At 31.8% G+C, this 26624-nt stretch carries 28 protein-coding genes and 1 other annotated feature; of the genes, 22 read left to right on the forward strand and 6 right to left on the reverse strand.

All coding sequences use genetic code 11. From position 1 onward, the window contains the following. Positions 1–2253: a stalk domain-containing protein gene (locus M9426_RS00005; protein ID WP_250342048.1), complete on the forward strand. Its 2253-nt coding sequence runs from the start codon at positions 1–3 to the stop codon at positions 2251–2253. Positions 2254–2390: 137 nt separating this feature from the next. Here the strand turns inward: M9426_RS00005 and M9426_RS00010 are convergent, their stop codons facing one another. From M9426_RS00010 to M9426_RS00025, 4 genes are all read right to left on the reverse strand, one after another. Then, complete coding sequence (locus M9426_RS00010) at positions 2391–3671, reverse strand: O-acetylhomoserine aminocarboxypropyltransferase/cysteine synthase family protein (protein WP_250342049.1); 1281 nt, start codon at positions 3669–3671, stop codon at positions 2391–2393. 93 nt (positions 3672–3764) lie between these two features. Continuing rightward, positions 3765–4007 (reverse strand) — a binding site (T-box leader). A 73-nt stretch (positions 4008–4080) separates the two neighbouring features. Continuing rightward, positions 4081–4794: an ABC transporter permease gene (locus M9426_RS00015; protein ID WP_250342050.1), complete on the reverse strand. Its 714-nt coding sequence runs from the start codon at positions 4792–4794 to the stop codon at positions 4081–4083. 9 nt (positions 4795–4803) lie between these two features. Next, positions 4804–5559 carry an ABC-2 transporter permease family protein gene (locus M9426_RS00020; RefSeq protein WP_250342051.1) on the reverse strand — a complete coding sequence of 252 codons (756 nt, stop codon included), beginning with the start codon at positions 5557–5559 and terminating at the stop codon, positions 4804–4806. Positions 5560–5563: 4 nt separating this feature from the next. Continuing rightward, positions 5564–6460: an ABC transporter ATP-binding protein gene (locus M9426_RS00025; RefSeq protein WP_250342052.1), complete on the reverse strand. Its 897-nt coding sequence runs from the start codon at positions 6458–6460 to the stop codon at positions 5564–5566. A gap of 134 nt (positions 6461–6594) precedes the next feature. Between M9426_RS00025 and M9426_RS00030 the strand changes: the two genes are divergently transcribed. From M9426_RS00030 to M9426_RS00080, 11 genes are all read left to right on the forward strand, one after another. Beyond that, on the forward strand, positions 6595–7299 hold the full coding sequence (locus M9426_RS00030) for a response regulator transcription factor (RefSeq protein WP_250342053.1): 705 nt from the start codon (positions 6595–6597) through the stop codon (positions 7297–7299). After that, a complete protein-coding gene (locus tag M9426_RS00035; protein WP_250342054.1) occupies positions 7293–8603 on the forward strand; it encodes a HAMP domain-containing sensor histidine kinase in 1311 nt (436 codons plus the stop codon). The genes M9426_RS00030 and M9426_RS00035 overlap by 7 nt, the downstream gene beginning before the upstream one ends. 110 nt (positions 8604–8713) lie before the next feature. After that, positions 8714–9439, forward strand: a complete 726-nt coding sequence (locus M9426_RS00040; protein ID WP_005956397.1) for a YebC/PmpR family DNA-binding transcriptional regulator — start codon at positions 8714–8716, stop codon at positions 9437–9439. Next, entirely contained in the window at positions 9439–10098 is a 660-nt protein-coding gene (deoC, locus tag M9426_RS00045; protein ID WP_250342055.1) for a deoxyribose-phosphate aldolase, read from the forward strand. The genes M9426_RS00040 and deoC overlap by 1 nt, the downstream gene beginning before the upstream one ends. Beyond that, a complete protein-coding gene (lgt, locus tag M9426_RS00050) occupies positions 10095–10850 on the forward strand; it encodes a prolipoprotein diacylglyceryl transferase (protein ID WP_250342056.1) in 756 nt (251 codons plus the stop codon). The genes deoC and lgt overlap by 4 nt, the downstream gene beginning before the upstream one ends. A gap of 42 nt (positions 10851–10892) precedes the next feature. After that, positions 10893–11504, forward strand: a complete 612-nt coding sequence (locus tag M9426_RS00055) for an epoxyqueuosine reductase QueH (protein WP_250342057.1) — start codon at positions 10893–10895, stop codon at positions 11502–11504. Beyond that, on the forward strand, positions 11501–12679 hold the full coding sequence (locus tag M9426_RS00060) for a CapA family protein (protein ID WP_250342058.1): 1179 nt from the start codon (positions 11501–11503) through the stop codon (positions 12677–12679). Before M9426_RS00055 ends, M9426_RS00060 begins: the two co-directional genes overlap by 4 nt. Then, a complete protein-coding gene (locus M9426_RS00065; RefSeq protein ID WP_250342059.1) occupies positions 12676–13365 on the forward strand; it encodes a tRNA1(Val) (adenine(37)-N6)-methyltransferase in 690 nt (229 codons plus the stop codon). The genes M9426_RS00060 and M9426_RS00065 overlap by 4 nt, the downstream gene beginning before the upstream one ends. Further along, the gene (gene rsmI / locus M9426_RS00070) at positions 13362–14156 is read left to right on the forward strand and encodes a 16S rRNA (cytidine(1402)-2'-O)-methyltransferase (protein WP_250342060.1); all 795 of its coding nucleotides are present in this window, start codon (positions 13362–13364) and stop codon (positions 14154–14156) included. Before M9426_RS00065 ends, rsmI begins: the two co-directional genes overlap by 4 nt. Next, positions 14153–15097 carry a DNA double-strand break repair nuclease NurA gene (locus tag M9426_RS00075; protein ID WP_250342061.1) on the forward strand — a complete coding sequence of 315 codons (945 nt, stop codon included), beginning with the start codon at positions 14153–14155 and terminating at the stop codon, positions 15095–15097. The genes rsmI and M9426_RS00075 overlap by 4 nt, the downstream gene beginning before the upstream one ends. 8 nt (positions 15098–15105) lie before the next feature. Continuing rightward, complete coding sequence (locus M9426_RS00080) at positions 15106–16938, forward strand: ATP-binding protein (protein ID WP_250342062.1); 1833 nt, start codon at positions 15106–15108, stop codon at positions 16936–16938. Between the two features lie 39 nt (positions 16939–16977). Here the strand turns inward: M9426_RS00080 and M9426_RS00085 are convergent, their stop codons facing one another. Both M9426_RS00085 and M9426_RS00090 read right to left on the reverse strand, forming a co-directional pair. Further along, complete coding sequence (locus tag M9426_RS00085; RefSeq protein ID WP_250342063.1) at positions 16978–17274, reverse strand: GIY-YIG nuclease family protein; 297 nt, start codon at positions 17272–17274, stop codon at positions 16978–16980. After that, positions 17275–17883: a regulatory protein RecX gene (locus M9426_RS00090; RefSeq protein ID WP_250342064.1), complete on the reverse strand. Its 609-nt coding sequence runs from the start codon at positions 17881–17883 to the stop codon at positions 17275–17277. A gap of 125 nt (positions 17884–18008) precedes the next feature. On the opposite strand from M9426_RS00090, the gene M9426_RS00095 reads away from it, so the two are divergent. The 10 genes from M9426_RS00095 (at position 18009) to prmC (ending at position 26617) form a co-directional block, all read left to right on the forward strand. Next, on the forward strand, positions 18009–18449 hold the full coding sequence (locus M9426_RS00095) for an FHA domain-containing protein (RefSeq protein ID WP_060800220.1): 441 nt from the start codon (positions 18009–18011) through the stop codon (positions 18447–18449). Positions 18450–18453: 4 nt separating this feature from the next. Beyond that, positions 18454–19719 carry an FtsW/RodA/SpoVE family cell cycle protein gene (locus tag M9426_RS00100; protein WP_195444400.1) on the forward strand — a complete coding sequence of 422 codons (1266 nt, stop codon included), beginning with the start codon at positions 18454–18456 and terminating at the stop codon, positions 19717–19719. Continuing rightward, complete coding sequence (locus M9426_RS00105) at positions 19712–21154, forward strand: peptidoglycan D,D-transpeptidase FtsI family protein (RefSeq protein ID WP_250342065.1); 1443 nt, start codon at positions 19712–19714, stop codon at positions 21152–21154. Before M9426_RS00100 ends, M9426_RS00105 begins: the two co-directional genes overlap by 8 nt. Before the next feature lie 4 nt (positions 21155–21158). Next, positions 21159–21860, forward strand: a complete 702-nt coding sequence (gene ispD, locus M9426_RS00110; RefSeq protein ID WP_250342066.1) for a 2-C-methyl-D-erythritol 4-phosphate cytidylyltransferase — start codon at positions 21159–21161, stop codon at positions 21858–21860. Continuing rightward, on the forward strand, positions 21857–22333 hold the full coding sequence (ispF, locus tag M9426_RS00115) for a 2-C-methyl-D-erythritol 2,4-cyclodiphosphate synthase (protein WP_250342067.1): 477 nt from the start codon (positions 21857–21859) through the stop codon (positions 22331–22333). Before ispD ends, ispF begins: the two co-directional genes overlap by 4 nt. Positions 22334–22338: 5 nt before the next feature. Continuing rightward, on the forward strand, positions 22339–22992 hold the full coding sequence (gene fsa, locus M9426_RS00120) for a fructose-6-phosphate aldolase (protein WP_250342068.1): 654 nt from the start codon (positions 22339–22341) through the stop codon (positions 22990–22992). A 1-nt stretch (position 22993) separates the two neighbouring features. Further along, complete coding sequence (gene glpX / locus M9426_RS00125; protein WP_005956561.1) at positions 22994–23959, forward strand: class II fructose-bisphosphatase; 966 nt, start codon at positions 22994–22996, stop codon at positions 23957–23959. An 8-nt stretch (positions 23960–23967) separates the two neighbouring features. Beyond that, positions 23968–25392, forward strand: coding sequence for a transcription termination factor Rho (rho, locus tag M9426_RS00130; protein WP_250342069.1), 1425 nt, complete (start codon positions 23968–23970; stop codon positions 25390–25392). A gap of 148 nt (positions 25393–25540) precedes the next feature. Beyond that, complete coding sequence (rpmE, locus tag M9426_RS00135) at positions 25541–25744, forward strand: 50S ribosomal protein L31 (RefSeq protein ID WP_005956574.1); 204 nt, start codon at positions 25541–25543, stop codon at positions 25742–25744. Positions 25745–25786: 42 nt separating this feature from the next. Next, entirely contained in the window at positions 25787–26617 is an 831-nt protein-coding gene (gene prmC, locus M9426_RS00140) for a peptide chain release factor N(5)-glutamine methyltransferase (protein WP_148466008.1), read from the forward strand. Positions 26618–26624 lie beyond the last annotated feature (7 nt).

Here is a 26624-nt window from a genome sequence, read left to right on the forward strand (position 1 = left end):
ATGAAAAAAGTTTTAGCAACTACTATGGCTACTTTGTTATTTGGGCTTTCATTTCCGGTTAACACCTTTGCTTTGCCAAATAATCAAAGTGTTACAATTAATCAAAATTCAAATATGCAGTTAATACAAAACCCACAAAATGGTCAACATCTTGGTTCTGTTATTAGCAGTGAAAGCGTAAATAATGTGAAACCGCAAGGCTATTTTGCAGTAACTTTTAAGGTGGACGGATCAAAAGGGACCCTTACAATAGGGAGTCAAGAAACTAATAAAAGTGAACTTATATATTATGTAGACCCCAATGCTAATGTTAAATTAAAAGACGTTGGGAATATAGGTGCCAAGGTGAAAGATTCAACAAAATATGAAATAGATAAAGATTCTCCTTGGTCTATAACACCAACTAATTTTAATAAAGATAGTGAAATCACAAAAGATATAGAATTAACAGCAAATATAAAAGATATTAAAAATCAAGCTCCAAATCAAGCAAATACTTACGCTGAAAAATTAAAAAATGGTTTATATGCTGTAGATATTTCTGTATGGAAAGATGATGCAATAAATTGGAAAGATGGAGTTGGACTTGACACTAGTGTTACTGACCCTGATCTTAAAAAAGCTTTTAATGAAGCAAACTTTGAGGGTGATGGCAGAGATTCAAAGACTCCAAATCTTAACAAAGATAGTGAGAATTCAGGTGTCAAAGGAAAAATTAAAGTAACTTTTAAGGACAATTCATATATAGATGTTGTGGAGCAAAAATTATATGTTTCTTCACATGTGACGGCAGGAATTTTTGATAAAGTTCCAAAAGATGCTATTAAAACAACTTTATTTTTAGGAGAAGGAACAAAGGTTATAGAAGGTAATGTTATAACAGAAGGAAAGGAAGAACAAAAGCCAGTCTATAGAACCTATAAGGTAAGACCAGGGACAGACTTATCTAAATATATTTTACCAACAAATAAAAGTGTAATTGAAAACATCAACCTTCAGCCATTAAATGATTCATACATCAATCCTCATTGGGATACTAATAATTTTATAGTTAGTGATAACAACAAAGAATTTACAGCAATTGCTACTAAAAGATACAAGGTAACTTTTGAATTCAAGGGAATTGACCTTGATAAAAGAAATAATGATATTGATGAAAATTCTTTTCCTAAGGTGTTAAAAGATAAAATGCCAGAAGAAGCTTGGGTTGTAAAGGGAAAGAACTTTGACCATACTAAACCAGAAAACTTTACCGAAATAATAAAAGATGATAGCGGACAAGTTACAAAGGTTTACGATTGGGTCTTTGCTGGATGGAATCCAACAAGAATTGTAGGGGCATCTGAGGACAAAAAGCTTGTTGGAACTTGGAAGAGAGCTCAAGCCACATCAGCTGAACCAACAGTTGAAAAAATCACTGAGTCTGACAAGTTAATTAAAGGCCAAGGTCAAGCTGGAGCAAAAATTAAAGTTACTCTTAAAGACAACACTTCTTTAGGAACTATTGTAGGACAAGACAAGAATTGGAAAGTTGAAATAAAAAAAGACTTAAAGAAAGATGACAAAGTTTCAGTTACTCAAATAGAAATGGGTAAAAAAGAATCAAAAGTGGTAGATACTATTGTTTCTAAAAAGGCAAAAGAAAATAAAAAGCCAGACACAAGACCTATGCCAAATCCAGGAACAAATCAAAAAGATAAGGAAAAAAACAAACAAAATAAAAAAGAAAATAATTATTTTGGTTTAAGATTCAAAAACCACTCTGCGAAGACAACAAAAGTTAAGACTCAGGTTGAAAATAAAAATCTGAGCAACAAACAAAAAGAGGAAGCAAGACATATTATTGACGTAATGAGTGGCAACTACCAAGTAATTAAAGATGGGGTAAGGCAAAATAAACAAATGGATGTTAAGCCTATTATAAAAAATGACAGGCTTATGCTTCCACTTAGAAGTCTTGCCGAAATGATTGGGGCAAAAGTCGAGTGGGATCCACAAACTAGGACTGCAATCTTTACAAACAAGGGTCTAGTTGCAAAAATCCAAATCGATGGAAATGAAATAGTCCTTTCCAATGGCAAAGTCATCAAGATGGACTCTAAACCACTAAACATCAATGGAAGAATATTACTTCCAATTTCTAACGTAGCCAATGTCTTTGGACTTACAAATGGAAACACAAAAGACGGCATAGACCAAAACATTGAGTGGGATGGAGATAACAAGACAGTAGAGATAAACTTAAATAAATAAAAACTTTTAAAGGACTTAGTTAAGAGCTAAGTTCTTTTTTACTTGTAAAAAGAAAAAACTTCCCCATAAGAAATTAGTCCTATGGGTAAGTTTTTTGTGAGAATTTTAAAAGAGTTTTCTATTTTATAGTATATTTATTATAAGTTTGCTAGTGCTTGTTCTACGTCTTTGATTATGTCTTCAACATCTTCAATGCCCACTGACATTCTTATTAGGTCAGGGCTAATGCCAGCGTGAGCAAGTTCCTCGTCATTCATTTGTCTATGTGTTGTTGATGCGGGGTGAAGGACGCAAGTTCTTGAGTCGGCAACGTGGGTTACAACTGCTGCAAGCTTTAAGCTATCCATGAATTTTGTTGCAGCTTCTCTTCCAACCTTAATACCAAAGGCGATTACTCCGCAGGATCCATCTGGCAAATATTTTTGTGCAAGTTCATATTGTGAGTCACCTTCAAGACCTGGGAAGGTAATCCAAGAAATTTTGTCGTTAGCCTTTAAATATTTAGCAAGTGCTAGTGCATTTTCGTAGTGTCTTGGCATCCTTAGGTGCAGGGTTTCAAGACCGATATTCAAGTAAAAAGAGTTTTGTGGGGAAGGAATACTACCCAAATCTCTCATTAAAGTCGTAGTCATCTTAGTTATATAGGCTCCCTTGCCAAAGGTTTCTGTATAGACAACTCCGTGATAGGACTCATCTGGTTCAGTTAGTCCAGGGAACTTGTCCTTGTGTTTTGACCAATCAAAGTTACCTGAGTCCACAACAACACCACCAACTGAGTTGGCAAATCCATTCATGTACTTTGTTGTGGAGTGGGTTACAATATCAGCTCCCCATTCAATTGGTCTTAAGAAAATTGGTGTGGGGAAGGTGTTGTCTACAATAAGTGGCACTCCATGGTCGTGAGCAGCTTTGGCAAAAGTTTCGATATCTAAAACACTTAGTGAAGGGTTGGAAAGAGTTTCACCAAAGACTGCCTTTGTATTTTCTTTAAAGACCTTATTTAATTCTTCAAGGCTAACATCTGGTTCAACAAAAGTTGCTTCAATGCCAAGCTTTTTCATTGTGTTGGCAATTAGGTTGTATGTTCCACCATAGATTGCTGATGATGCTACTATGTGGTCGCCTGCACTTACAATGTTAAGTAGGGCATAGAAGTTTGCTGCTTGTCCTGATGAAGTTAATATTCCGGCAACACCACCTTCAAGTGCTGTAATTTTATTTGCCACTGCATCATTTGTTGGGTTGGCAAGTCTTGTATAGAAATATCCTGCCTCTTTTAGGTCAAAAAGATTTGCCATTTGCTCAGATGAATCGTATTTAAATGTTGTGGATTGAACTATTGGCACAACTCTTGGCTCACCATTCTTTGGTTCATATCCTGCTTGCACACATAAGGTTCCTAAATTTTTCTTTGTCATTTTATCCTCCTAGATTTTATATACTTGTCGGCAGCTCAAAAGGAAATAATTTATATTTGAAGCTTTTGTAAAATAAAAAAAAGCTCCCGTCCCATAAAGGACGAAAGCTTGAGCTTCGTGTTACCACCTTTTTTTATTATTTTATCGCTAAAATAACCTCATAGAGTACCAACATACTCCGAACGCTATAACAGGCGTACCTGTCGCAGCCTAAACTCTTGTCTCGGTGCGATAACTCCAAGGCCATGTTCCAAAGTATCCATTTTGATTTCTTTCACCAAGCGAAACCTCTCTGTAAAAACTTTTACAATGTACTCTCCTCTTCAAAGTCTATGAATGGAATTATAAATACATAAAATATTTTTGTCAAGGATATTTTTCATAAATTTAATTTTAAAAATATTTTTTATTATTCATACTTCAATAGTTTATTTGATTTTTTTGTAAAAATTAAGATTTCCATTAATGAAAACAAAAACATTTTTATTCCATCAGATTTATTTATTAAGTCAAAGTGATTTGTTGCTATAGCGAGCTTGCTTGAAGCTATAATATTTTGAAATAGTGGCAATATATTTTGTGCTACAAGGGCGAAGCCAAAAATTGAAATCAAGACCGACATAAGGACTATTAGACCTAGAGATTTTATTTTTAAACTTAGATAATTCATTATAGCTATTATTGGAAGGGAGGATAGGATACTTATTCCGATATAATAAGAGTATAGGCCTAGTCCTTCAATTTTAAAGCCACATATAAATTTACCACTTAATACAAATAGTAATAAAAAATAAATTTGAGTGAAGGCTATTATTATAAAGGCAATAAAAGACTTTGATATGATGAAATTTATATTTTTTATTGGACTTGTCCTTATTAATTTCAAGCCAGCCTTATGTTCAACTGACCAAAGACTTGAAACTATTATAGATATAAGGGGGATTATAAAAAACATAAAGTAGAATAAGGAAGTTTGCGTCCAAAGACTTTCCCATTTGTTTTTTAAGATCTCTTGATTTAGTAAATAGTTTATAGTCCCAAAAATATTTGCAAGCAAGGGAATTATCAATACTGTAGATAAGAGCGAAAACAATTTTAATTTTTTAAATTCTATTTTTAACATGAATGCCTCCTATATATCCTTAGTGAGTGTAAATTTATTAACTCTTGTGATGTAAATTAGACTTATGATTATATAAATTAAGCTTATAAACAATGTGAGATAATTTATATTATTCATAGTCTGTGTGTATACTTGTCCATCTTTTACATAATTTATATTTAAGATAGTAGCAAGGAGTCCAAAGGGATTTATTTGTGATAAAATTTTTGATGTGAGCATGGTAATTATTCCAGACATTGCTCCAACAATTGAGAAGAAAAGGGAGAAGTAAATCTTTTTACTTTTAATCTCAATTATTGTGAATATCAATAGCATTGAAATGTTAATTGATAGAGTTGTTAAAAAGTAAATTATTATTCTTTTTATTATCTCCACATCTAAGTCAAAGTTTGTATTTTTACTTGCTAAAAATATTATTATCAACCATTCAATTATTTGGACTAAGAAAACTTTTATGGACAAGTTTTTAATTTTATCCAATAAAATTTTCTGAACTTTTAAGCCAAGACTTATTTGCATTTGCCACATATTATTCTTCTCTTCAATCTCTATTACTTTTTTAACAAGTGATGACAGGGCTATGGGATTAAAAAATAAAGAGATTGCTAAATAAGAATCTAGTATCCTTGCAAGGGGATATTTATTAACTTGAAAGTCTTTTGTCTTGAAGGCTATAAGGATAGAAAATAAATGTATGGCAAATAAAATTAAAATTGTGAAATTTAATTTCAGTCCCTTATTCTTTTTCATTTCTAAATTTTTCATAAGATCACCTTACACTTGTTTCTTGAATAAATAACTTTTCAAGACTTTCTTTTCTTTTTTCAACCCTATAAATATCGACAACATTGACAAGATTTTTTATTATTCTTGCAACATCTTCTTTACTTTTATTTCCAAGAACTAAATAGTCGTCAACAATATTTGACTGAGGAAGATTTAATAACTCAGAAGCTTTTAAATTATCTGAAGTCTTTAAAACAATCACTGGTGGATGGAGGTCCCTATAGTCTCTTAAAGAACCAGTGTAAGTCAAGGATCCATTTTTAAGTATGCCAATGTGACTTGAAATCTTTTCAATTTCATCCAGAATATGCGAAGAAATTAAAATGCTAGTATTAGAATTTTTTACGATACTTTTGAACAAGTCTCTCATCTCTTCAATACCATAGGGGTCAAGTCCATTAATAGGCTCATCTAAGATTAAAAGTTTTGGATTACCAATAAGGGCTATGGCGATGCCAAGTCTTTGTTTCATACCCAGTGAAAACTCTCTGACCTTCTTGTCTTTACTTTTTATTAGTCCAACATCTCTTAGCGTTTTATCAATCTTGTCTTTATTTATATTTTTCATGTCACAGATTAGATCTAAGTTATCATAAGCAGTGAGATGGTCATAGAAGGAAGGGGCTTCGATTAAAGAGCCTAAATTCTTATTTGTTTCCTTTTGATTTTTTTCATTTACTTCTTTTCCATACAAACTTATTTTTCCAGAATCTTTTTTAACTAAACCAAGAATAGACTTCATAAGGGTGGACTTGCCGGCACCATTAGGACCAATAAGTCCAAATATACTTCCCTCTTGGATCTCTAAGTTAACATTCTTTAAGACTATGTTTTTATCATAGGATTTTGTAAGATTTTCAATTTTTAAAATATTTGTCATGATATTCTCCTTTCTAAAGTTCAAAATAATTATAAAAAATGGAAATAACTTAGAGATTTTATGTAGATTACTTTTACATCACATTTTAAAAATTCAAATTCTTATGTGATAAAATTGTTTTAAAGGAGAAAGAAATGAATACTTTTAGAGATGCAAGCATTTTATTAGTTGATGATGAGTCCTATTTGATAGATAGTATGTACAAGTTTTTAAAGAACAAGGGATACCAAAAGATTTTGACAGCAAAAAATATTGCAGAAGCAAGATTTAAACTTAACAACAATAAAGTTGATTTAATGATATTAGATATAATGCTAACAGATGGGAGTGGCTTTGACTTATTAAAAGACCTTAGAAAGAAGTCAAGCCTACCTGTAATTATCCTGTCAGCCCTAAGTGGTATTGATGACAAAAAAGAGGGCTTTGATTTAGAAGTAGATGACTATATTGTTAAGCCTTTTTTACCTGAAGACCTCTTGTGGAGAATAGAGGCAATCCTTAGGAGAACCTATCAAAATAAAAATGAAAAAATAATCTTAGCAGGAGGAATTGTTTTTGATAGAGAGAGGGCAATGTTAATAAAGGATGACGAGGATATACAATTGACGGCAAAGCAATTTAAAATTTTAGATTATCTTGCTACTAATATAAATAAAATTGTTTCAATAGATCAAATATTAGACAAGTGTTGGGAAGAAAGTTTTGGTTACGAAAACACTTTAATAACCCACATATATAGGCTAAGAGATAAGCTAGAAGAGGATCCGGCAAATCCTAAAACTCTTATTACAGTAAAGGGATTGGGTTATAAGTTACTTGGAGATAATAAAGAATGCTAAATTATTTTTTAAAAAAACTAAAGAAATTTGTTTTATTTATACTAATTTTATTAGTCTTAATGATTTCAAGTTTAATTGGAATTTTTTATTCAAGTTTTAAATTTTCAAAAAAATATATTGAGCCAAGCAAGGTATTTGAATTCGTGGAAAAGAATAAAGAGGACAATAAGGCTAAAGATATTTATTTTACAGAGGAGAATAAGAAATACTTAGAAGATAAAAATATTTGGGCAATAAGAATTGATAAAAATGGACAAGTGATTGAAAGCTTTAACAAGCCTCATGAAGTTAAAAATAAATTTGAAATAAGTGATGTTGTTAGGTTTACAAGGTATTACTTAAATGATTATCCGGTCTTTACTTTTGTAGTAGGTGATGGAGTATTAGTTCTTGCTTATCCAAAAAATTCTTTAGACAAGTTTCCCTTTAATTATTATTCTTACGACTTAGCAAAAATAAATTTTTTTATTTTACTTGTTAGCATTTTTTTGTTCTCTATACTCGTTTATATATTTTATGTTTATGAAGTTAAAAGTATTTTCAAGAAATTGAATCCACTTCAAGAAGCGATCAATAATATTTTCGATGAAGATTATGTGGAACTAGAAGAAGCGGGAGAATTAAAAGAAATTTCTAAAACAATCAATGAAGCAAATGAGAAATTTATTAATCTTAAAAAAAGCCAAGCTAGTTGGCTTAGAGGAATAAGTCACGACGTAAGGACTCCTCTCACAAAAATTTCTTGGGAAATGGAGGGGATTAAGACAAAAGAAAATTTAGACGAAGTCAAAAGAATTGAAGATCAAGTTATAAAAATAAGTAGAATTATCGAGGACTTAAATTTAACAAATAGTCTTGAGAACCTTAGTGATAAACATTTTGAGTGTAAGGATCCAATTTCTGTCATAAGAAAGTTACTTGTAAATAGCTTAAATGAAAATCCTAACAAAGAAATTATTTTTGAGAATAAAATAAATAAAGAAATAAAAATAAAAATGGACAATCATTTATTTTATAGGATGCTGGAAAATATTTTAAATAACAGCATTAAGTATGGAGATGGAAAAATTTTTATAAATTATGAAATTTTACAAGACAGCTTACTTATATCCATTAAGAATGAGGGAATACCTATTGATGAAAGTATTATAAAAAGGCTAGATGAAGAAAATTTATCAGATGTTCAAAGACATGGTATGGGCTTATTTGTATCAAAACAAATTTGTAAGCTCCATAAGGGAGAGATGAAAATTGAAAACCATGATCAAGATGTAAGTGTATCATTTATTTTTAATTTAAAATAAATAAACTATTAAGAAGCATCATCTTATGCCCATAATATTGACGATTACTAAACTTATGTAATATAATATTCAATATGCTTAAAAATCGATTTATATAGAAAGGTGATTAGATGTCAGGACATTCTAAATGGAATAATATTAAAAATAAAAAAGGTAAGGAAGACGCAAGAAGAGGTAAAATTTTTACAAAACTTGCAAGACAAATAACTGTAGCAGCTAAGGAAGGTGGACTTGATCCAGATTATAATCCATCACTTAAGGTTGCTATAGATAAGGCTAAGGCAGAAAACATGCCTAATGATAACATAGAAAGAGCCATTGCCAAAGCTGGTGGCGGAGACAACGACGATAACTTTGAAGAAATTGTTTACGAAGGCTATGGCCCAGGTGGGGTTGCTGTTATGGTTCACTGCCTAACAGATAATAGAAATAGAACTGCACCAGAAATAAGACATTTATTTGACAAATTTGCGGGTAATCTTGGTCAACCAGGTTGTGTTTCTTTTATGTTCGATAAAAAAGGATCCCTCGGTGTATTAAAAGAAGGCCTTGATGAAGATGAATTTACCTTAATTGCAATTGATGCTGGAGCAGAAGACGTAGTTGATAGGGGAGAAGCCTTTGAAATTATTACTGAACCAGAAGACTATCACAATGTAAGAAAGGCACTAGAAGATGAAGGCCACTCCTTCATTGAATCTGATATAACTTACATTCCTCAAACTGAAACTGCTTTAGATGATGAAGATGATATTAAGAACATGGAAAAGTTAATTGATGCCCTAGAGGATAACGATGATGTAACAGATGTATTTACTTCATGGGAGAGAGACTAATGGAAATTAATAGAATTATTGACCATACTTTATTAAAGCCAGAATCCACAGAAGAACAAATTGAAAAGATCCTAGAAGAAGCTAAAGAATATAATTTTTTTTCAGTTTGTGTAAATCCAGTATGGGTTAAAAAATGTGCTGAAAGCTTAAAGGGTACTGATGTTAGAGTTTGTACTGTTATTGGCTTTCCACTAGGTGCTAACACAAAAGAAGTAAAAGTTTTTGAAACAGAAGACGCTATAAAAAATGGTGCCAATGAAATTGACATGGTAATAAATATTGGACTTCTTAAGTCAAAAAAATATGACCTAGTTAAAGAAGAAATTCAAGAAATTGCAAAAGTTTGTCATGAAAATGGGGCCCTTTTAAAGGTTATACTTGAAAACTGTCTTTTAACTAAAGAAGAAATTGTTAAGGCTTGTGAACTTTCAGATGAAGCTGGAGCAGATTTTGTTAAAACATCAACTGGTTTTTCAACTTCAGGAGCAGACTCAGAAGACGTTGCCTTGATGAGAAAATCTGTGTCAGAAAGAGTTAAGGTTAAGGCTAGCGGTGGCATTAGAGACTTAAAAAAATCCCTAGAAATGATTGAAAAGGGAGCTGACAGACTTGGTGTATCCGCTGGAGTTAATATTTATAAAGAAAGCAAGTCACTATGAATATAAATCCCGTTGCCTTTACAATTTTTGGGCTAGAGGTTAAATGGTACGGAATCTTAATTGCTCTTGGAGTTTTCTTGGCAATTCTTATAACAGAATCTATGGCAAAGAAGAAATCTTACAAAAATGGACTCTATAAGGATGTAGGAAATGATGTTTCTCTCTTTGCAGTTATAATCGGAGTCTTGGGAGCAAGGCTCTATTATGTAATATTTGAATGGGACTACTACAGCCAACACTTAAATGAGATTTTTGCAATTAGGAATGGTGGACTAGCAATTTATGGCGGCATAATTGCTGGTGGTCTTACAATTTATATTTTTACAAGGTTTAAGAAAATAAACTTTTGGACTTTGGCAGATTGTATTGCACCAGGCCTTGCCCTTGCTCAATCAATTGGTAGGTGGGGCAACTATATTAATGGAGAAGCTCACGGTGGAGTTACTAATGTTCCATGGGCAATTTTGGTTGATGGACAAAGGGTTCATCCAACATTTTTTTATGAATCCTTTGTAAATTTTTTGATATTTTTATTTTTATATTTTTATCTTTCAAAGAAGCAAAAGTTTGAAGGACAATTAATATCCTTTTATTTAATATGCTATGGTATTGCAAGATTCTTTATTGAGGGAATGAGAACTGATTCTCTTTATATTGGTAACTTTAGAGTTTCACAACTTGTGAGTATAGGAATTGTTATCTTTGGACTTGCCATAAGATTTATAGCAAAAAGTAGACAAGAGAATAAATGATTTATTAGACTAGGCGACTAGTCTAATTTTATAGGTGATATTTTGAATAAGATTAATTACAATTTGGAAATGGAAAAAGTAATAAAAACTATAGACAAAAATAATAAGCCGAGACTACTTTTGCACTCTTGTTGCGGTCCATGTTCTTCTGCAATCCTAGAAAGAATTAATGAATACTTTGACATTGATGTATTTTATTACAATCCAAATATCGATAGGGAAGAAGAATTTTACAGGAGGGCTGACGAACAGGTTGAACTTGTAAAAAATCTTGGTCTTGAAGATGAAATAGAAGTAAGGGTCATTAAGTATGATCATGATGAGTTTCTTGATTACGTCAAGGGTTTTGAAAAATACCAAGAAGGTGGACCTAGGTGCTTCAAATGCTATAGGCAGAGAATGGAGAAGGCAGCAGGATTTGCTGCTGAAAATAATTATGATTATTTTACAACAACACTTTCTATTTCGCCTCACAAGGATTCACAAATCTTAAATAGGTTGGGAGACCTTTTATCCAAGGAATACAAGGTTAAATATTTATTTTCAGATTTTAAGAAAAAAAATGGTTTTAGAAGGTCTGTTGAGTTAACAGATAAGTTTAATATGTATAGGCAAGATTATTGTGGTTGTGAATTTTCAAGGAGGGAAGATTGAAAAATTTTAAAAATATTTTTATTATTTCTCTTGTTTTCTTTTTAAGCTTGAGCTTATTTATTGCATATAAAACTAATTTTAAATTTGAAAATATAAATATAGTAAGTAGTGAAAAACTAGAAAAAAATAAAGGTGCAGAAGAAGAAAAAGAAGACAAGACTCAAGTGAAAATTCTTGCCATGGGAGACATGATTTTTCATCAGCCAATTGTTAAAAATTATAGGACTGGTAATACTTATGACTTTACACCTATTTTTGCAAATATTTCAGAAGATATTAAGGGAGCAGACATAGCTATTGCAAACTTTGAAGGTTCAGTAAACTCAAATAGAAAATTGTCTGGTTTTCCTATGTTTAACTTTCCTAAGGAGTCTATTTATTCATTAAAGAATGCTGGCTTTGATATTTTATCTACTGCTAACAACCATTCTCTTGATACAGGGCTTGATGGGGTAGCAGAAACTATAAGTCATATTAAAGAAAGTGGTATGGAGTCCTTTGGAACTTTAGCTGAAGAGGGCGAAAAGGGAATTCTTGTTGAAAAAAATGGAATAAAAATTGGATTAATATCCTTTACAGATACCTTAAATGGAATGGACTCCCTAATGAGAAATAAGGAGTATTCTGTTAATACCTTCTCACAAGACGTTGCTGGAGATATAAAAAACCTAAAAGATAAGTCTGACATAGTAATAGTTTATCCTCACTGGGGAAATGAATACCAGCATCATCCAAGTGAAAGACAAATCTTCTTAAAGGAAAAACTCCACGAGTATGGAGCAGATATTATTTTAGGATCTCATCCTCATGTCTTACAAAGATATGAAGTAGAAGAAATTAATAATAAAAAACTCTTTACGATCTATTCAATGGGTAATGCCGTATCCAACCAAAGGGTAGAAAATTTAAAAAAATCTGGAGTTGACACAGGAACCCTTGTAAAATTGGAAATTGAAAAGGACAATGTAAGTGGCGTAACTAGTTTAAAATCTTATGAAGTCCAACCAACTTATGTTAATAGGTACAGGGCCAATGGAAGGCTTAATTATGATGTGATTAAACTTCAAGATATAAGACCTGGCGGAAAACTAAGTGATGGAATAGATAAAAATCTACAAAATTCTGCCGATAAAAAATACAAGGAAGCCATTGGGGTTTTACAAGGTGAAATATGAAGAAAGACCAAGTACCAGGTACAAATTTTATAATCTTTCAGGATGAAGATGAGTTTAAGTACACCACAGATTCTTTGATACTCTCTTCTTTCGTTAAGAAGGGGAAGAGGGCTCTTGACTTAGGCTGTGGTAATGGAATCTTGTCCCTAAGAATTGCTGATAGGTATGAAGAAATTCATTCTGTAGACATTAACAAAATAGTTTTAGAAAACTTTAGAGAATCCCTAAATGTAAATAAACTCGAAGATAAGATAAAAATAATAGAAAAAGATATCTTTTCTTTAAAAGAAGTTTATGAAACAAATTATTTTGATTCTATAGTCTTTAATCCGCCTTATTATGATTATGAAAATATAAAATCTGAAACAATTCCAGCAAAGCACTTTTTTGATATTGAGAAGAGCCTTTACATAGTTAACTATCTCTTAAAGAACTCTGGAAACCTTTATATTATTTATCCAACTTACAGGTTGGCAGAACTTATTTATAAGATTAATCTTGCTGGTTTGAGAGTAAAACATATAATAAGTATCCACGGTAACTTAAACAAGGATCCAAAAAATTCCATCATTGTTGCAAGGAAGCAGGGAAATTTTGGCAATGACTTTAGAGATTTTTACATAGGACAAGGAGAAGACTATACAGACGAGATGAAAAGAGTTTATAGAAACGAGGTGATCTTTTGATTTATTTTTGTCCAACTCCCATAGGCAACCTAGGAGACATAAGTCTTAGGACAATAGAGATTTTAAAATCAGTAGATATAATTTATGCAGAAGATAAGAGAGTTACCTTAAAGCTTTTAAATCACTTTGATATTAATAAGGAACTTAGAACTTATCATAAGTTTAATGAAGCAGAAATGTCCGAAAAAATTATTGAACATTTAGATGACAAGAACATAGCCCTCGTAACTGATGCAGGTATGCCAGGAATAAGTGATCCAGGGTCAGTCTTAGTTAAAAAACTCATTGAAGAAAATATTGACTTTAGGGTTTTGCCAGGAGCTAACGCAGCTTTAACAGCCTTAGTTTTATCAGGACTTGATACAGATCATTTTACTTTTTATGGCTTTACTGGAAGTAAATCTAATAGTAGAAAAAAAGAATTTGAAAGCCTTAAAGATTTAAAGTTTACTTTGATTTTTTATGAGGCACCTCACAGGATTAAGGACTTCTTACAAGATGTTTATGAAGTTTTTGGTGAAAGGAAAATTTCTATTTCAAGAGAGATTACCAAAGTCTTTGAAGAAACAATTAGGTCCACAACATCAGAAATATTAGAAAAAGATATTGTGGAAAAGGGAGAGTTTGTTATTGTCCTCGAAGGTAATAATGAAGAAAAAGTTTACGATATTAAAAGTCTTCTTGAAGAAGAATTAAAGTCTGGAAAGAAAAAGTCTCAAGCTGTAAAAGAAGTTTCAAAAAAATATAATCTTCCAAAAAATGATGTTTACAAGGAGAGTTTAGACCTATGATTAATTTACAAGATCTTGAGGGTCAACTTAGAGAAGTGAATAAGAATCTAAAGGATAAGTACGATTTTATCTTTAGCCTTGACAATGATACTTTTAGAAAAGAGCTTACAGAAAATGTAGGAAGACTTATTGAAATGGAAAAATTTCCTAAGGAAAAACTTTCTAAGTATAAGAGGACTGTTGGTGTTGATGGATCTAACAATAGGTCTGGTGGAGCCTTTCCTCATTTTATAGAAATTTTTCAAGGACTTGCCAAGTCAACTGACGGCAATGAAGTCTATAAAAACAAGGTCTACACACCTACCCTAAATGATATTTATGAAGATAAAAATCTATCGCAAAAATATCTTGCGACAATTGAAATTGAAACTGCCCTTGAATACATTGATAAATATGATTTTGACTACTTAATGATGGATGGTGGATTTATAAGATATAAAATCAACTGTCTTGATTTGTTTACAGAGCTTAGAGAGACTTGCGAAGCCAAAAATATAATACTCTTTGGCGTAATAAAAGACTTAAAAACAAATGTAATTGCAAGAAGTCTTGAGATAGACGAGAGTATTTATGACAGAGAAATTTTATTTAATAGACTTAAGACTGGAGAAGCAGTTTTAATTCGTAATGAAATTAATAAAAAATTTATTAAGGACGGACTAGGAGAAGGATTTTCATCAGCCTTTATGAGGACATCAAAATTTCCTGGTGCAGTAGGTCTTGATATCTTAGACACACAAGAAAATTATTTGGAAGAAATATCTAACCTCATTTACACCCTAACACCCATGTCATCAAGGGGAGTTCCCCTATGGTTAGATATAGTTGACAAGGATGTAAAGATAACTGATGAAATCTTAACAACTCTTTTGGAAGAATACCTAGATAGAGATGTCTATGAAAGATTTTTTATTTCTGAAAGAGAGAAGAGAAGCCTATAGGAGGAAATATGAAGGTACTTGGAGTAACAACAACAAGAGAAGTATATATTGGTTCTAAGGACAAAAACTTTAGGAACAATGAATTTTTAATAGTTGAGGACCCAGTTCAAGGTGATATCATTGGCGAAGTTGTGGACTCACAAACTTTTAACCGCTTCATTCCTCTTGATATTGGTGGAGACTTTGTTGATAGCGACGTCTTATCATCACTTGGATCAATGGGATATGATGTTGGAGATGAAACAGTTTATGTAGCCAAGCTGAGATTCTTTGAAGAACTTTTATATCCGCCCCTAACAGGTAGCGATTTAAGAGCGCCAGTCTTTGATGAGATAAAAAACTTATTAATTGATACCCTTCCTAAGGAATCACTTATTTTAGGTTCTATAAAGAATACTGACAACATAGCTGAAGGAATGGATGACATATATAAAGATTTATTTTCAACTTTTCAAAATAAGGAATTTATAAGGCAAAGAGAGCTTCCTTATTTATTTGATTATAAGTCCATGCACCAATACCCTCACATAGGAGTTTTCGGTGGTTCAGGAAGTGGTAAGTCCTTTGGTCTAAGAGTTGTTTTAGAAGAGCTTATGGAAATGGGTGTTCCTGCAATTGTAATGGACCCTCATTATGAAATGGACTTTACAAATAATTCTGAAATTTCTAATAAGGACTATACTGACAAATTTAAGTGTTTAGAAATTGGAATTCATACAGGCATAAAATTCCAAGAGCTACAAAAAAGAGATTTAAAAAATCTTTTAAATGCAGCATCGCCCTTAACTGATTCCATGAACAATGTAATTGATGTCATGCTTTCAAAGGGCGCAAGTTTTGAATCTTTTAAAAATAAGTTGGACTTATTATTAGAAGGACAAGAAATTGGATCAAGAGATAAGATTTTATCAGAGATTGCAATTGAAGAGGACCAAACAAGAAGAGATAGGCTTGAAGAAGTTTTAGACATTTATGAAAGATACGACAAGACTTGTAATTCTATGAGTGTTCGTGGTGTCTTGTGGAGATTAATGACTCTTCAAGGTGAAGGAATCTTTTCGCATAATATTGACGAACTATTGGACCTATTAAAGAGAAGAAAGCTAGTTGTACTTCAAGGGTCAACAAGGATGATAAATGTATTCTCTACTTATCTTTTAGCAAAATTATATTATTTGAGAAAGGAATACAGAGACGAACTTTATAGAAATAATGTCAAAGTTGATTACTTTCCACCTTTTATAATAATTACTGATGAGGCCCATAACTTTGCTCCTAAGGGTTTTGATACACCTTCAAAATCTATCTTGCGTGAAATTTCACAAGAAGGAAGAAAGTATGGCGTGTTTTTAATTCTTGCAACACAAAGGCCAACACTCCTTGATGAAACAATAACTGCTCAGTTAAATACAAAATTAATTTTTAGAACAGTTAGGGCATCAGACATTGATACCATTAGGGAAGAAACTGACTTGTCATCAGATGAGACAAAGAGACTTCCATATTTGAGTTCAGGTGATGTTTTCATTTCTTCAGCAAAGAAGGGCAGGACTTCCTTTGTAAGAATTAGGGCAGCCAATACAGTATCTCCTCACACCGAGAATCCTTTTGACGAACTGACAGCTCACGACAATGAAGTTTATGAAAAGTTCTTTTTAGATATAAAAGATTTACTTCCAATTGACACATCAAATCTAAATGGAGCTCTCATGAATTACAACAAAAAATCTGGAGATAATTTGTCCTATGATGAATTTAAAAACAATTTAGATAAGTTATGTGAAATAGAATTGATAGAAAAAGAGACAAACTTCTTAACAGAAATGTATAAGATCAAATAAAAAAAGACCTAGGTTTAATATTAATTTAAACTTAGGTCTTTATTTTTTTGATTTTTTTATAAGGTAAGCTTCATATAAGTCTTGAAGAGCTTTTTTCTTATTAATTATTTTTAATTTGTTACTTCTTGTTAAAGTCTTTATAAAGTACTCCTTCTTTAAGGCGTCTGATTTATCTAAACACTCCTCACTAAAGACCATTTCAACAGGCAACCTTGTAGCAGTGTACTTTGAAGCCTTGCCTGCCTTATGAGTCTTTAATCTTTTATCAAGGTTAAGTGTGTAGCCTGTATATAAACTTCCATCGGAACATTTTAAAATATAAACGTAAGATGCCATTTACTCAACACCTAAGTAGTCATCGAGAGTGAAATTAATTATTTCAAACTCAAAACCACGACCTTGAAGATAATTCTTTGCTGAATTAATTATTTTTGGATCAGTCTCATCTTTTGATATACGTTTTTCTATTAATTCAAGGGCATTCGTATACTCTAACTCGTAGTCATAATCTTCCATAACTTTTTCTATTATTTTCTTATCAATACCCTTTGACATTAACATGTATCTTGTCTTAATCTTCCCGTATTTTTTTATATTTAAGGCATCACTAAGATATCTTCTTGCATAGTCCTCATCATTTAAGTAATTTTTTTCTTCAAGAATAGGCAAGACGAGATCAATTATGTCTCTTTGAATTTTATTTTTATATAAATAATCAATTAGTTGCTGTTTTGTCTTGTTCCTTTGTAAAAACTTGTAAGACAAGAGGAGGGCTTCAGACTTCTCATCTTCAAACTTTAGGTTCTCAACAAACTCTTCTTCAACTTCTTGCCCCTTATAAAGTCCAAAGTTCACAAGTGTGTCTTCAGAAATTTTTATTTCCTCTCCATTATCAAAGCTAACATGAAACTTTTTCTTTTCAAAACTTATATTAGAAATAATCATTTTATCACCGACTTTATTTTATCATAAATCACAAGTTTCCCCAATTCATCTTATTTAACAAAATATTGGAAAATTACAAGTAAAAAGTATATAATTAGATAGAGTTTAAGACTGAGAGGTGTAAAATGTTTGAGTTAATCTCGCAAGTATTGAGGTATGTGTTCATAATCTTAATCTATCTATTTATTTTTAGTATTTTAAGACTAATGTATCTCGATGTTAAGAGCATGACAAGTGGGGGAGGCTCCCTCGATGAGGCTTATCTAAAAGTCGTAAATAGACTTGATTCCTTGAACTTTAAAATGCAGGAGTACTATGTCATTGAAGGTGACATAAGTCTTGGCAGGAGTTCAAGAAATGATGTTGTTATAAAAGATAAATTCGTAAGTAAAAATCATTTACTAATCCGTGAAAAGAATCAAAGGTATTATTTAGAAGACTTGGGTTCTGCCAATGGAACTTTTTTAAATGGTGTAAAAATTGATCCTAATGAGCTAATTGAACTTCAAAACAATGACAAAATTGGAGTTGGCTTCATTCAATTTATTTTTGTAGATAAAAGGTGAAATTGTGTTAGATAAAATTTTTAAACAGAGAAAACCTAGAAACCTACTATTAATTTTTGAAATTTTAAGTATCTTATTACTATTTACTTTTAATAACAATAATATTGATAGGTACATAGTAATTTTATTTTTAGGACTAATTTTAATTGTTTATATTTCAAATTTAGTCCTCGGTAAAGTTTCTTCTGGGGATAATTATATATTTTTAATAGTCTCCATGCTTTTGAGTCTTGGGATAATAACCATATATAGGTTGTCGCCAAAGCTTGGACTAAGACAGTTAATATGGGTATTAGCAGGTATTTTAGTTTTTTATTTGACTTATTTTATAATAAGGGCAATGAGAAGACTAGAGTACATGACAGGTCTTTATTTAGGACTTTCTATTTTATTTTTCTTATTAACAATAATTCTCGCTCCATCTAAGTACGGAGCTAAAAACTGGATAGAAATTTCTGAAGGTATAACAATTCAGTTATCCGAATTCACAAAAATTTTAGTTATATTTTTAATAGCTTCTTTTTATACAACTTTCCAAACGAGATTAAAAAAATTAAATTATAAATATACTTCATATTACTTAATGGGAGTAATATATATTTTTGTGGGATTTTTGTTTATACAAAGAGATTTAGGTACTGCTGCAATTTTTATTGCTATCTACACTCTTATCCAGTATATATATGACGAGGATAGGGTGTCTATTCTTGTTAATGTTGGGTTAATGGTCATAGGATCCGTTGCAGGATACTTTTTATTCTCACATGTTAGGAACAGGGTGGACATTTGGTTAAACCCTTGGACTGCGGATAAGGTTGTTAACTCTGCAAGGCAAATTGTTCAATCTCTATTTGGAATAGGAGAGGGGGGCTTTATAGGTCAAGGTATTGGCTTGGGCTATCCAAAGCAAATTGCCTTTGCCTATTCAGATGTAATTTTCTCAGCTATTTGTGAAGAGATGGGAGTCTTAACTGGAATTGGAATAATAATGCTCTATATGCTTCTAGTTTATAGGGCCATTAAGATTGCTCTTAATCAAGAATATTTATTTTACAGAATTCTTGCCTTATCAGTAGCAATTCTTTTCACTGTACAAGCCTTCTTAAATATTGGTGGTGTAATAAAGCTTATTCCAATGACTGGTTTAACTTTACCTTTTATATCATATGGAGGTAGTTCTTTGATATCAAGTTTTGTTGCACTGGGAATTTTACAAGTGACAAGCGAAGATTTATCATATAAATACGAAAAAGGAGTAGACAATGAATAGTAAAGATAATAAGAGAATTTTAGTCTTACTTGTATTTTTAATGTTTTTATTAGTTGCTCCGATTATATATTTAACTTATTTTACTGTATTCAAGGCAGAAGATATTGTAAAGCACCCTGCTAATAGAAGAAGTGAATTAAGGGAAAATTCAGTTAAGAGAGGAACTTTCTATGATAGAAATCACGAAGTTTTAGCCTATTCCAATGGAGAAAAATATAATTATCACAGAATTTACAATCAACCAATAATTTATTCTCACATAATAGGTTATTCAGATAAGATAGTTGACAAGTATGGACTTGAAAAGGAATTAAACGATTACTTAGTTGGCAAGGAAGGCTCTAAAATTTTAAAAACCTTTAAGTCAATTATAAATAAAAATTACGATCCATACACTGGAGATGATATTACTCTTACAACAGACACAGCCTTGCAAGAAAAAACTAGGTCGGTTTTATCTGCTAATTCAGATAAGGGTTCTGTTGTAATAATGAATCCAAAGACAGGCGAAGTTCTTTCAATGGTATCTCTACCGGACTTCAATTCTCAAAATATTGCTCAGGACATGCAAAAAATTAATGAAGCCAATAATGGAGCTCTCTTTAATAGTGCTACAAAGGGTAAATTTGCGCCTGGTTCAGTTTATAAAATTGTTACTACAACTGCTATTCTTGAGTCAGGAATTTCTCAAAAATATACTGATGAGGGAATGGAAAAGATAGATAATGGTAGAGAGTTTAAGAATGCTGGGAATAAAATCTATGGTAGGGTGGACCTTAAAAGGGCTTTTACAAATTCCCTTAACACTTATTTCGTAAGAAAATCTGTTGATATGGGAATTGACATAATGGGCCAAGTTTCTGAAAAGTATATGATTAACAAAAAAGTAAATTTTGAACTTCCTTTAGAAACTTCTACTTGGACTTTTAAGAGAAATGGATTTGACAGAACTGCACTTGCTGCAGGTGGAATAGGCCACGATACTATACTAGTAACACCTCTTGAAATGTGTATGATTGCATCTACTATTGCAAATGATGGCGTTATGATGCAACCACACCTTGTAAAGAAAATTGATTCATCTGATGGCAAGAATGTATTGAGAAATACGCCGACAGTTTTAAGTGAAGTTACATCAAAAGAAAATGCTGACCAAATTACAAAATACATGGTCAATGTTGTAAATAATGGTACTGGTACAGAAGCTTATGTTTCAGGCCTAAAGGTAGCTGGTAAAACAGGTACTGCACAACTAGACCTTAAAGAAGGAACTAATAATGCTTGGTTTGTTGGTTTTGCACCAGCAGATGATCCACAAGTTGCAATATCAGTAGTTATACCTAATGTAAAAGATTACGGCTCTCAAGCAGCTGCTCCTATTGCTGGAGAACTTTTAAAGTACGCTATTAATAATTTACAACTTGAAGAAGAGTGATTTTGTGTATAAGGAAAAATTTGTTACGGCTATAGTTGCAGCAGCAGGTATGGGTAAAAGAATGAAAATGGGAATTAACAAGCAGTTTTTAACAATTGATGGCATTCCAATTCTTGCTCATACCATTAAAAAAATTGAAAAATCCAAATACCTTGACTTTTTAATCCTCATTGTAAAAGAAAGCGACATGAAATATGTAGATGATATTATTGAAAAATATAAAATTAATATGGACTACAAAATTGTTTATGGGGGCAAGGAGAGGCAAGACTCCATTAACAATGGACTATTAAATATGCCCTATGAAACAGATATCGTCTTAACCCACGATGGAGCTAGGCCTTTTGTTTCTGTTGATAAAATTGACGAAGCTATTGAGAATGTAATGGATACTGGTGCTTGCGTTCTTGCAAATCCTGTTAAAGATACTATAAAAGTATCTACTGATGGAGAAACAGTTGATTATACTCCAAACAGAGATAGGCTTTGGCAGGTGCAAACTCCACAAGTCTTTAAAAAAGATATAATAATGAAGGCCTACAATCAAGCTTATTCAGAAGGATATTACGGTACTGATGACTGTTCCTTAGTTGAAAAGACAGGAGTTAAAGTTAAACTCATTTACAACTCCTATGACAACATAAAAATTACAACAAGAGAGGATTTATCTATAGCACAGATACTTGTGAAGAAGGTGAAAATATGAGAATTGGAATTGGTTATGATGTTCATAAACTAGTTGAAGATAGAAAACTTATAATTGGTGGTATTGAGTTAGAATATGACAAGGGACTTCTAGGTCATTCTGATGCAGACGTACTTATTCACGCAATAATGGATGCCATTTTAGGGGCTCTTGCTCTAAGAGACATTGGATATCACTTCCCAGATAATGACAATGAATATAAGGATATTGATTCAAAAGTTTTATTAAAAAGAGTTTATGAAATAATGAAATCAAAAAATTATAGAATTGGAAATATTGATTCTGTTGTTGCCTGTCAGGCACCAAAGCTTGCAAATCATATTGACTACATGAGAAAGACAATAGCTGATATATTAAAAACAGATATAGAAAATATTTCTATAAAAGCAACTACCACAGAAAAACTTGGCTTTGTTGGAAGAGGAGAAGGAATCTCTTCCCAAGCTGTTGTATTACTTGAAAGGGATGATTAAATAAAATGAAGTTTTTTATCGATACTGCTAATATTGAGGAAATTAAAGAAATCAACTCCTGGGGAGTCCTGTCAGGAGTCACAACAAACCCTAGCCTAATAGCAAAAAATGGGGGAGTTTTTGAAGATGTAATTGAGGAAATAACTGAAATCGTAGATGGCGATATATCTGCAGAAGTTATTTCTACAGACTTAGATGGAATGCTTAAGGAAGCAAGAGAACTTGCAAAGATATCAAAAAATATTGTTATAAAGATTCCTATGATTGAAGAAGGACTTAAAGCTGTAAGCATTCTTAGTAAGGAAGGTATAAGGACTAATGTCACTCTAATATTTTCAGTTTCACAAGCCCTTCTTGCAGCAAATGCTGGAGCAACTTATATAAGTCCTTTTATGGGAAGACTTGATGACATTGGAGAGTCTGGTTTAGACCTTGTAGCAGACATTGCTTATATTTTTAAAGAATATGGATATGAAACTCAAATTATTGCAGCAAGTATTAGACATATTAATCATGTAGAAGATGTAGCAAAAACTGGTGCTGACATAGGTACTATTCCTTATAAAATATTTAAGGAAATGATTAAGCATGAGTTAACAGATAAGGGTTTAAAAAAATTCTTAGAAGATTTTAAAGATGTAAAGACAAAGGAGAAGTAAGATGGACAGAAATTTAGCATTAAACTTAGCAAGGGTAACAGAAGCAGCAGCACTTTCAGCTGGTAAATGGCTTGGAAAAGGCGATAAAAATGCAGCAGATGGAGCTGCAGTAGATGCAATGAGAAGAATGTTTGACACAGTTGACATTGACGGAACTGTAGTTATTGGTGAAGGTGAAATTGACGAAGCTCCTATGCTTTATATTGGAGAAAAAATTGGTACAAGAGAAGGGGAAGACCAAGTTGATATTGCCGTAGACCCAATCGATGGTACAAATTCCATAGCAAATGGAACTGATAATTCCATAGCAGTTCTAGCAGTTGCACCTAAGGGATGCCTTTTAAATGCACCAGATATTTATATGGACAAAATTGCCTGCGGTCCTAAAGCCAAAGGAGCAATTAAACTTGATGATTCTCCATCTGAAAATGTTAAAAGAGTAGCTAAGGCACTTAACAAAAATATTGAAGAAATAACAGTCGCCGTTCTTGATAGACCAAGACACGAAGAAATTATAAAAGAAATCATTGCTGTTGGAGCAAGAGTAAAAAAAGTTTCTGACGGAGATATTGTAACTGCTATTGAAACTTGTTACGAAGATTCAGGTATTGATTTAGTAATTGGTAGAGGCGGAGCACCAGAAGGCGTTATAGCAGCAGCAGCACTAAAGTGTCTTGGCGGTGACTTCCAAGGAAGACTACATCCAACTGATGAAAAACAAGAAGCTAGGTGTAGAGATCTTCATTCAGATTTAAAGAAAATTTATTCTATTGATGACCTTGTAAAGGGTAATGAAGTTATCTTTTCAGTAACAGGTATCACTTCAGGAGAAATTCTTGACGGAGTAAAATACTATGGTGACAATAAGGCTAAGACAGATACTCTTGTATTAAGACTTCCAAGTGGAACTCAAAGATTTATAAAATCTGTTCACTCTCTTGATTTAAAACCAGATTATGCTAAATAATTCTTGTCATGACTAATAATAATGAATTGAATAACAAATCAATTGAAGACTTGAGAAAAATTTCTTCTTCTCTAGGACTTAAAGATTCAGAAAATTATAATATTGAAGAATTAAAACACTTTATAGAGAAGGGTAAGCTTCCAAATATGTCACTAAGCGATGAAGACTTAAATAAACTTAAAGTTTCAGAGCTTAGAGACCTAGCTAAAGAATGTGGAATTGAAAAATATTACTCTTTAAAAAAAGATGAACTTATAGAAGTTATAAGGGAAAAAAGAGAATCTAAGAAAATTGAGGAGTTGGATTTATCCGATAACGCTGCAAAAACACTAAAAAATCTTGATGATAAAGACTATGTAAAGGGAATTCTAGAGCTTCACCAAGATGGATATGGTTTTTTAAGAAGGGTAAACTACCTACCTAGTGAAGATGATATCTATGTATCTCCATCACAAATAAGGAAGTTTAGACTTAGAAATGGGGATGAAGTTCTTGGAGTGAAATCTCCACCAAAAGATGGGGAAAACTTTAACGCTCTCTTATATATCAAGTCAGTAAATGGACTTCATCCATCAAAAATTATTAATAGACCATTTTTTGATAATTTGACACCAATCTATCCTAAAAAGAAACTAGATTTAGAAACGGAAGATACTGCTATGAGGGTTATTGACCTCTTAGCACCAGTGGGCCTTGGTCAAAGAGGACTTATTGTATCACAACCAAAGTCTGGTAAAACAACTCTACTAAAGAAGATTTCTAAATCTATAAACAGCAACTATCCAAATCTTCATCTTATAGTATTGCTAGTTGATGAAAGGCCTGAAGAAGTTACAGATATGAAGAGATCTGTTAAAGGAGAAGTTGTCTATTCAACCTTTGATGAAAACCCCAAAAATCATACTAGGGTGGCAGAGATGGTGATTGATAGGGCTAAGAGATTAGTAGAGAACAAGGAAGATGTTGTAATTTTACTTGACTCCCTAACGAGATTATCAAGAGCTTATAACTTAATCACCCCTGCAAGTGGAAAAACTTTATCAGGAGGACTTGATCCCTTATCACTTCATAAACCAAAAAGATTTTTTGGAACTGCAAGAAATATAGAAGAGGGTGGAAGTCTTACTATACTAGCTACAGCTTTAGTTGATACTGGTTCTAGGATGGACGATGTAATCTTTGAAGAATTTAAGGGCACAGGAAATATGGAGCTTCATCTTAATAGAAGCTTATCTGAAAAAAGAATATTTCCCGCAATTGATATTTTAAAGTCAGGAACTAGAAAAGAAGAACTCCTATTGAATAAAGATGAGTTAGAATTTAACTACGATTTACGAAATAAATTATGTCAAGAAAATATAGAGGAAGTAACTGAAAAGTTTTTAGATAAACTTTCAAAAACAAAAAGCAATAAAGAATTTTTGAATAAGTAATCTTAAATGAGAATTTATTTGTTAAAATCTTGATAAATCAATTGGAATATTGTATAATAATTAAGCAAATAGTTGTGTTTGCACTAGAGTGAAAAATGTGTTATAATATTAAAATTGAGTTATAAAATAAGTTTAAGGGGGCTAAACAATGAAAAAAGGAATTCATCCAGATTATAAAGAAGCTACAGTAACTTGTGCTTGTGGCAATACTTTTAAAACAGGATCCGTTAAAGAAGATTTAAAAGTTGAAATTTGTTCAGCTTGTCATCCTTTCTTTACAGGAAAGCAAAAACTCTCTGATCACGGCGGAAGAATTGAAAAATTCAATAGCAGATACAAGAGAAATAAATGACAATGAGGTTAGCATAGCTAACCTTTTTTATTACTTAAATTTATGAAAATTAAAGAAGCCTTAATAGAAGGCAGAGATTATTTAAAAGATTTAGAATACACTGATCCAATTTATGAAACTAGAAGAATTTTAAGCGATTTATTAAATAAGGACTTATCCTATTTAGTATCTCATGACGAAGACTTATTAGATTCAAAGATAGAAAATAAATATTTTGAAATTTTAGAAAAAAGACAAAAAGGAATTCCACTTCAATATATCTTAGGTGAGGAAGATTTTTATGGAAGAACTTTTAAGGTCATAGAAGGTGTTTTAATACCAAGACAGGATACAGAGATATCAGTAGAAAAAATCTTGAATATAATAGAAAACAATCAAATAAATAATATGTTGGAAATTGGTTGTGGTACTGGTATAGTAAGCATTAGTGTTGATCTTGAAAGTTCAGTTGATGTTACAGCTGTTGATATAAGCGAAAAAGCAATGGAGAACACTAGAATTAATAAAAAAGAATTAAACTCAAAAATAAAAATAATAAATAGTGATTTATTTTCTAATATCAATGAAAAGTTTGATTTAATCTATTCAAATCCTCCTTATATAAAGTCATGTGAGATAGAAAATCTACAAGTTGAAGTAAGAGATTACGAACCAAGACTTGCTCTTGATGGCGGGGAGGATGGACTATTCTTTTATAGAAATATAATAAAGTCATCTCCTGAGTTTTTGAATCATAAGGGTTTTTTGGTATTTGAAATAGGACACGATGAGGCAGAAGATATTTGTAATTTGATGAAAGATAAGTTTGAGGTTGAAGTTTATAAAGACTTAAATAACTTAGATAGAGTAGTAGTTGGACAGTTAAAAATGTAGGGGTAAT

Source organism: Peptoniphilus genitalis, assembly GCF_023614525.1.
Lineage (GTDB): Bacteria > Bacillota > Clostridia > Tissierellales > Peptoniphilaceae > Peptoniphilus_A > Peptoniphilus_A genitalis.

Bases quoted from the DNA above. Each gene is read 5' to 3' on its own strand.
- M9426_RS00035 (WP_250342054.1), top strand. From the start codon at position 7,293: ATGCTAAATTATTTTTTAAAAAAACTAAAGAAATTTGTTTTATTTATA.
- M9426_RS00010 (WP_250342049.1), bottom strand. From the start codon at position 3,671: ATGACAAAGAAAAATTTAGGAACCTTATGTGTGCAAGCAGGATATGAA.
- rho (WP_250342069.1), top strand. From the start codon at position 23,968: ATGACTAATAATAATGAATTGAATAACAAATCAATTGAAGACTTGAGA.
- M9426_RS00065 (WP_250342059.1), top strand. From the start codon at position 12,676: ATGAAGAAAGACCAAGTACCAGGTACAAATTTTATAATCTTTCAGGAT.
- M9426_RS00080 (WP_250342062.1), top strand. From the start codon at position 15,106: ATGAAGGTACTTGGAGTAACAACAACAAGAGAAGTATATATTGGTTCT.
- M9426_RS00005 (WP_250342048.1), top strand. From the start codon at position 1: ATGAAAAAAGTTTTAGCAACTACTATGGCTACTTTGTTATTTGGGCTT.
- M9426_RS00085 (WP_250342063.1), bottom strand. From the start codon at position 17,274: ATGGCATCTTACGTTTATATTTTAAAATGTTCCGATGGAAGTTTATAT.
- lgt (WP_250342056.1), top strand. From the start codon at position 10,095: ATGAATATAAATCCCGTTGCCTTTACAATTTTTGGGCTAGAGGTTAAA.
- rpmE (WP_005956574.1), top strand. From the start codon at position 25,541: ATGAAAAAAGGAATTCATCCAGATTATAAAGAAGCTACAGTAACTTGT.
- deoC (WP_250342055.1), top strand. From the start codon at position 9,439: ATGGAAATTAATAGAATTATTGACCATACTTTATTAAAGCCAGAATCC.
- M9426_RS00020 (WP_250342051.1), bottom strand. From the start codon at position 5,559: ATGAAAAATTTAGAAATGAAAAAGAATAAGGGACTGAAATTAAATTTC.
- M9426_RS00105 (WP_250342065.1), top strand. From the start codon at position 19,712: ATGAATAGTAAAGATAATAAGAGAATTTTAGTCTTACTTGTATTTTTA.
- M9426_RS00030 (WP_250342053.1), top strand. From the start codon at position 6,595: ATGAATACTTTTAGAGATGCAAGCATTTTATTAGTTGATGATGAGTCC.
- fsa (WP_250342068.1), top strand. From the start codon at position 22,339: ATGAAGTTTTTTATCGATACTGCTAATATTGAGGAAATTAAAGAAATC.
- M9426_RS00090 (WP_250342064.1), bottom strand. From the start codon at position 17,883: ATGATTATTTCTAATATAAGTTTTGAAAAGAAAAAGTTTCATGTTAGC.
- M9426_RS00040 (WP_005956397.1), top strand. From the start codon at position 8,714: ATGTCAGGACATTCTAAATGGAATAATATTAAAAATAAAAAAGGTAAG.
- ispF (WP_250342067.1), top strand. From the start codon at position 21,857: ATGAGAATTGGAATTGGTTATGATGTTCATAAACTAGTTGAAGATAGA.
- glpX (WP_005956561.1), top strand. From the start codon at position 22,994: ATGGACAGAAATTTAGCATTAAACTTAGCAAGGGTAACAGAAGCAGCA.
- prmC (WP_148466008.1), top strand. From the start codon at position 25,787: ATGAAAATTAAAGAAGCCTTAATAGAAGGCAGAGATTATTTAAAAGAT.
- M9426_RS00015 (WP_250342050.1), bottom strand. From the start codon at position 4,794: ATGTTAAAAATAGAATTTAAAAAATTAAAATTGTTTTCGCTCTTATCT.
- M9426_RS00095 (WP_060800220.1), top strand. From the start codon at position 18,009: ATGTTTGAGTTAATCTCGCAAGTATTGAGGTATGTGTTCATAATCTTA.
- M9426_RS00025 (WP_250342052.1), bottom strand. From the start codon at position 6,460: ATGACAAATATTTTAAAAATTGAAAATCTTACAAAATCCTATGATAAA.
- M9426_RS00075 (WP_250342061.1), top strand. From the start codon at position 14,153: ATGATTAATTTACAAGATCTTGAGGGTCAACTTAGAGAAGTGAATAAG.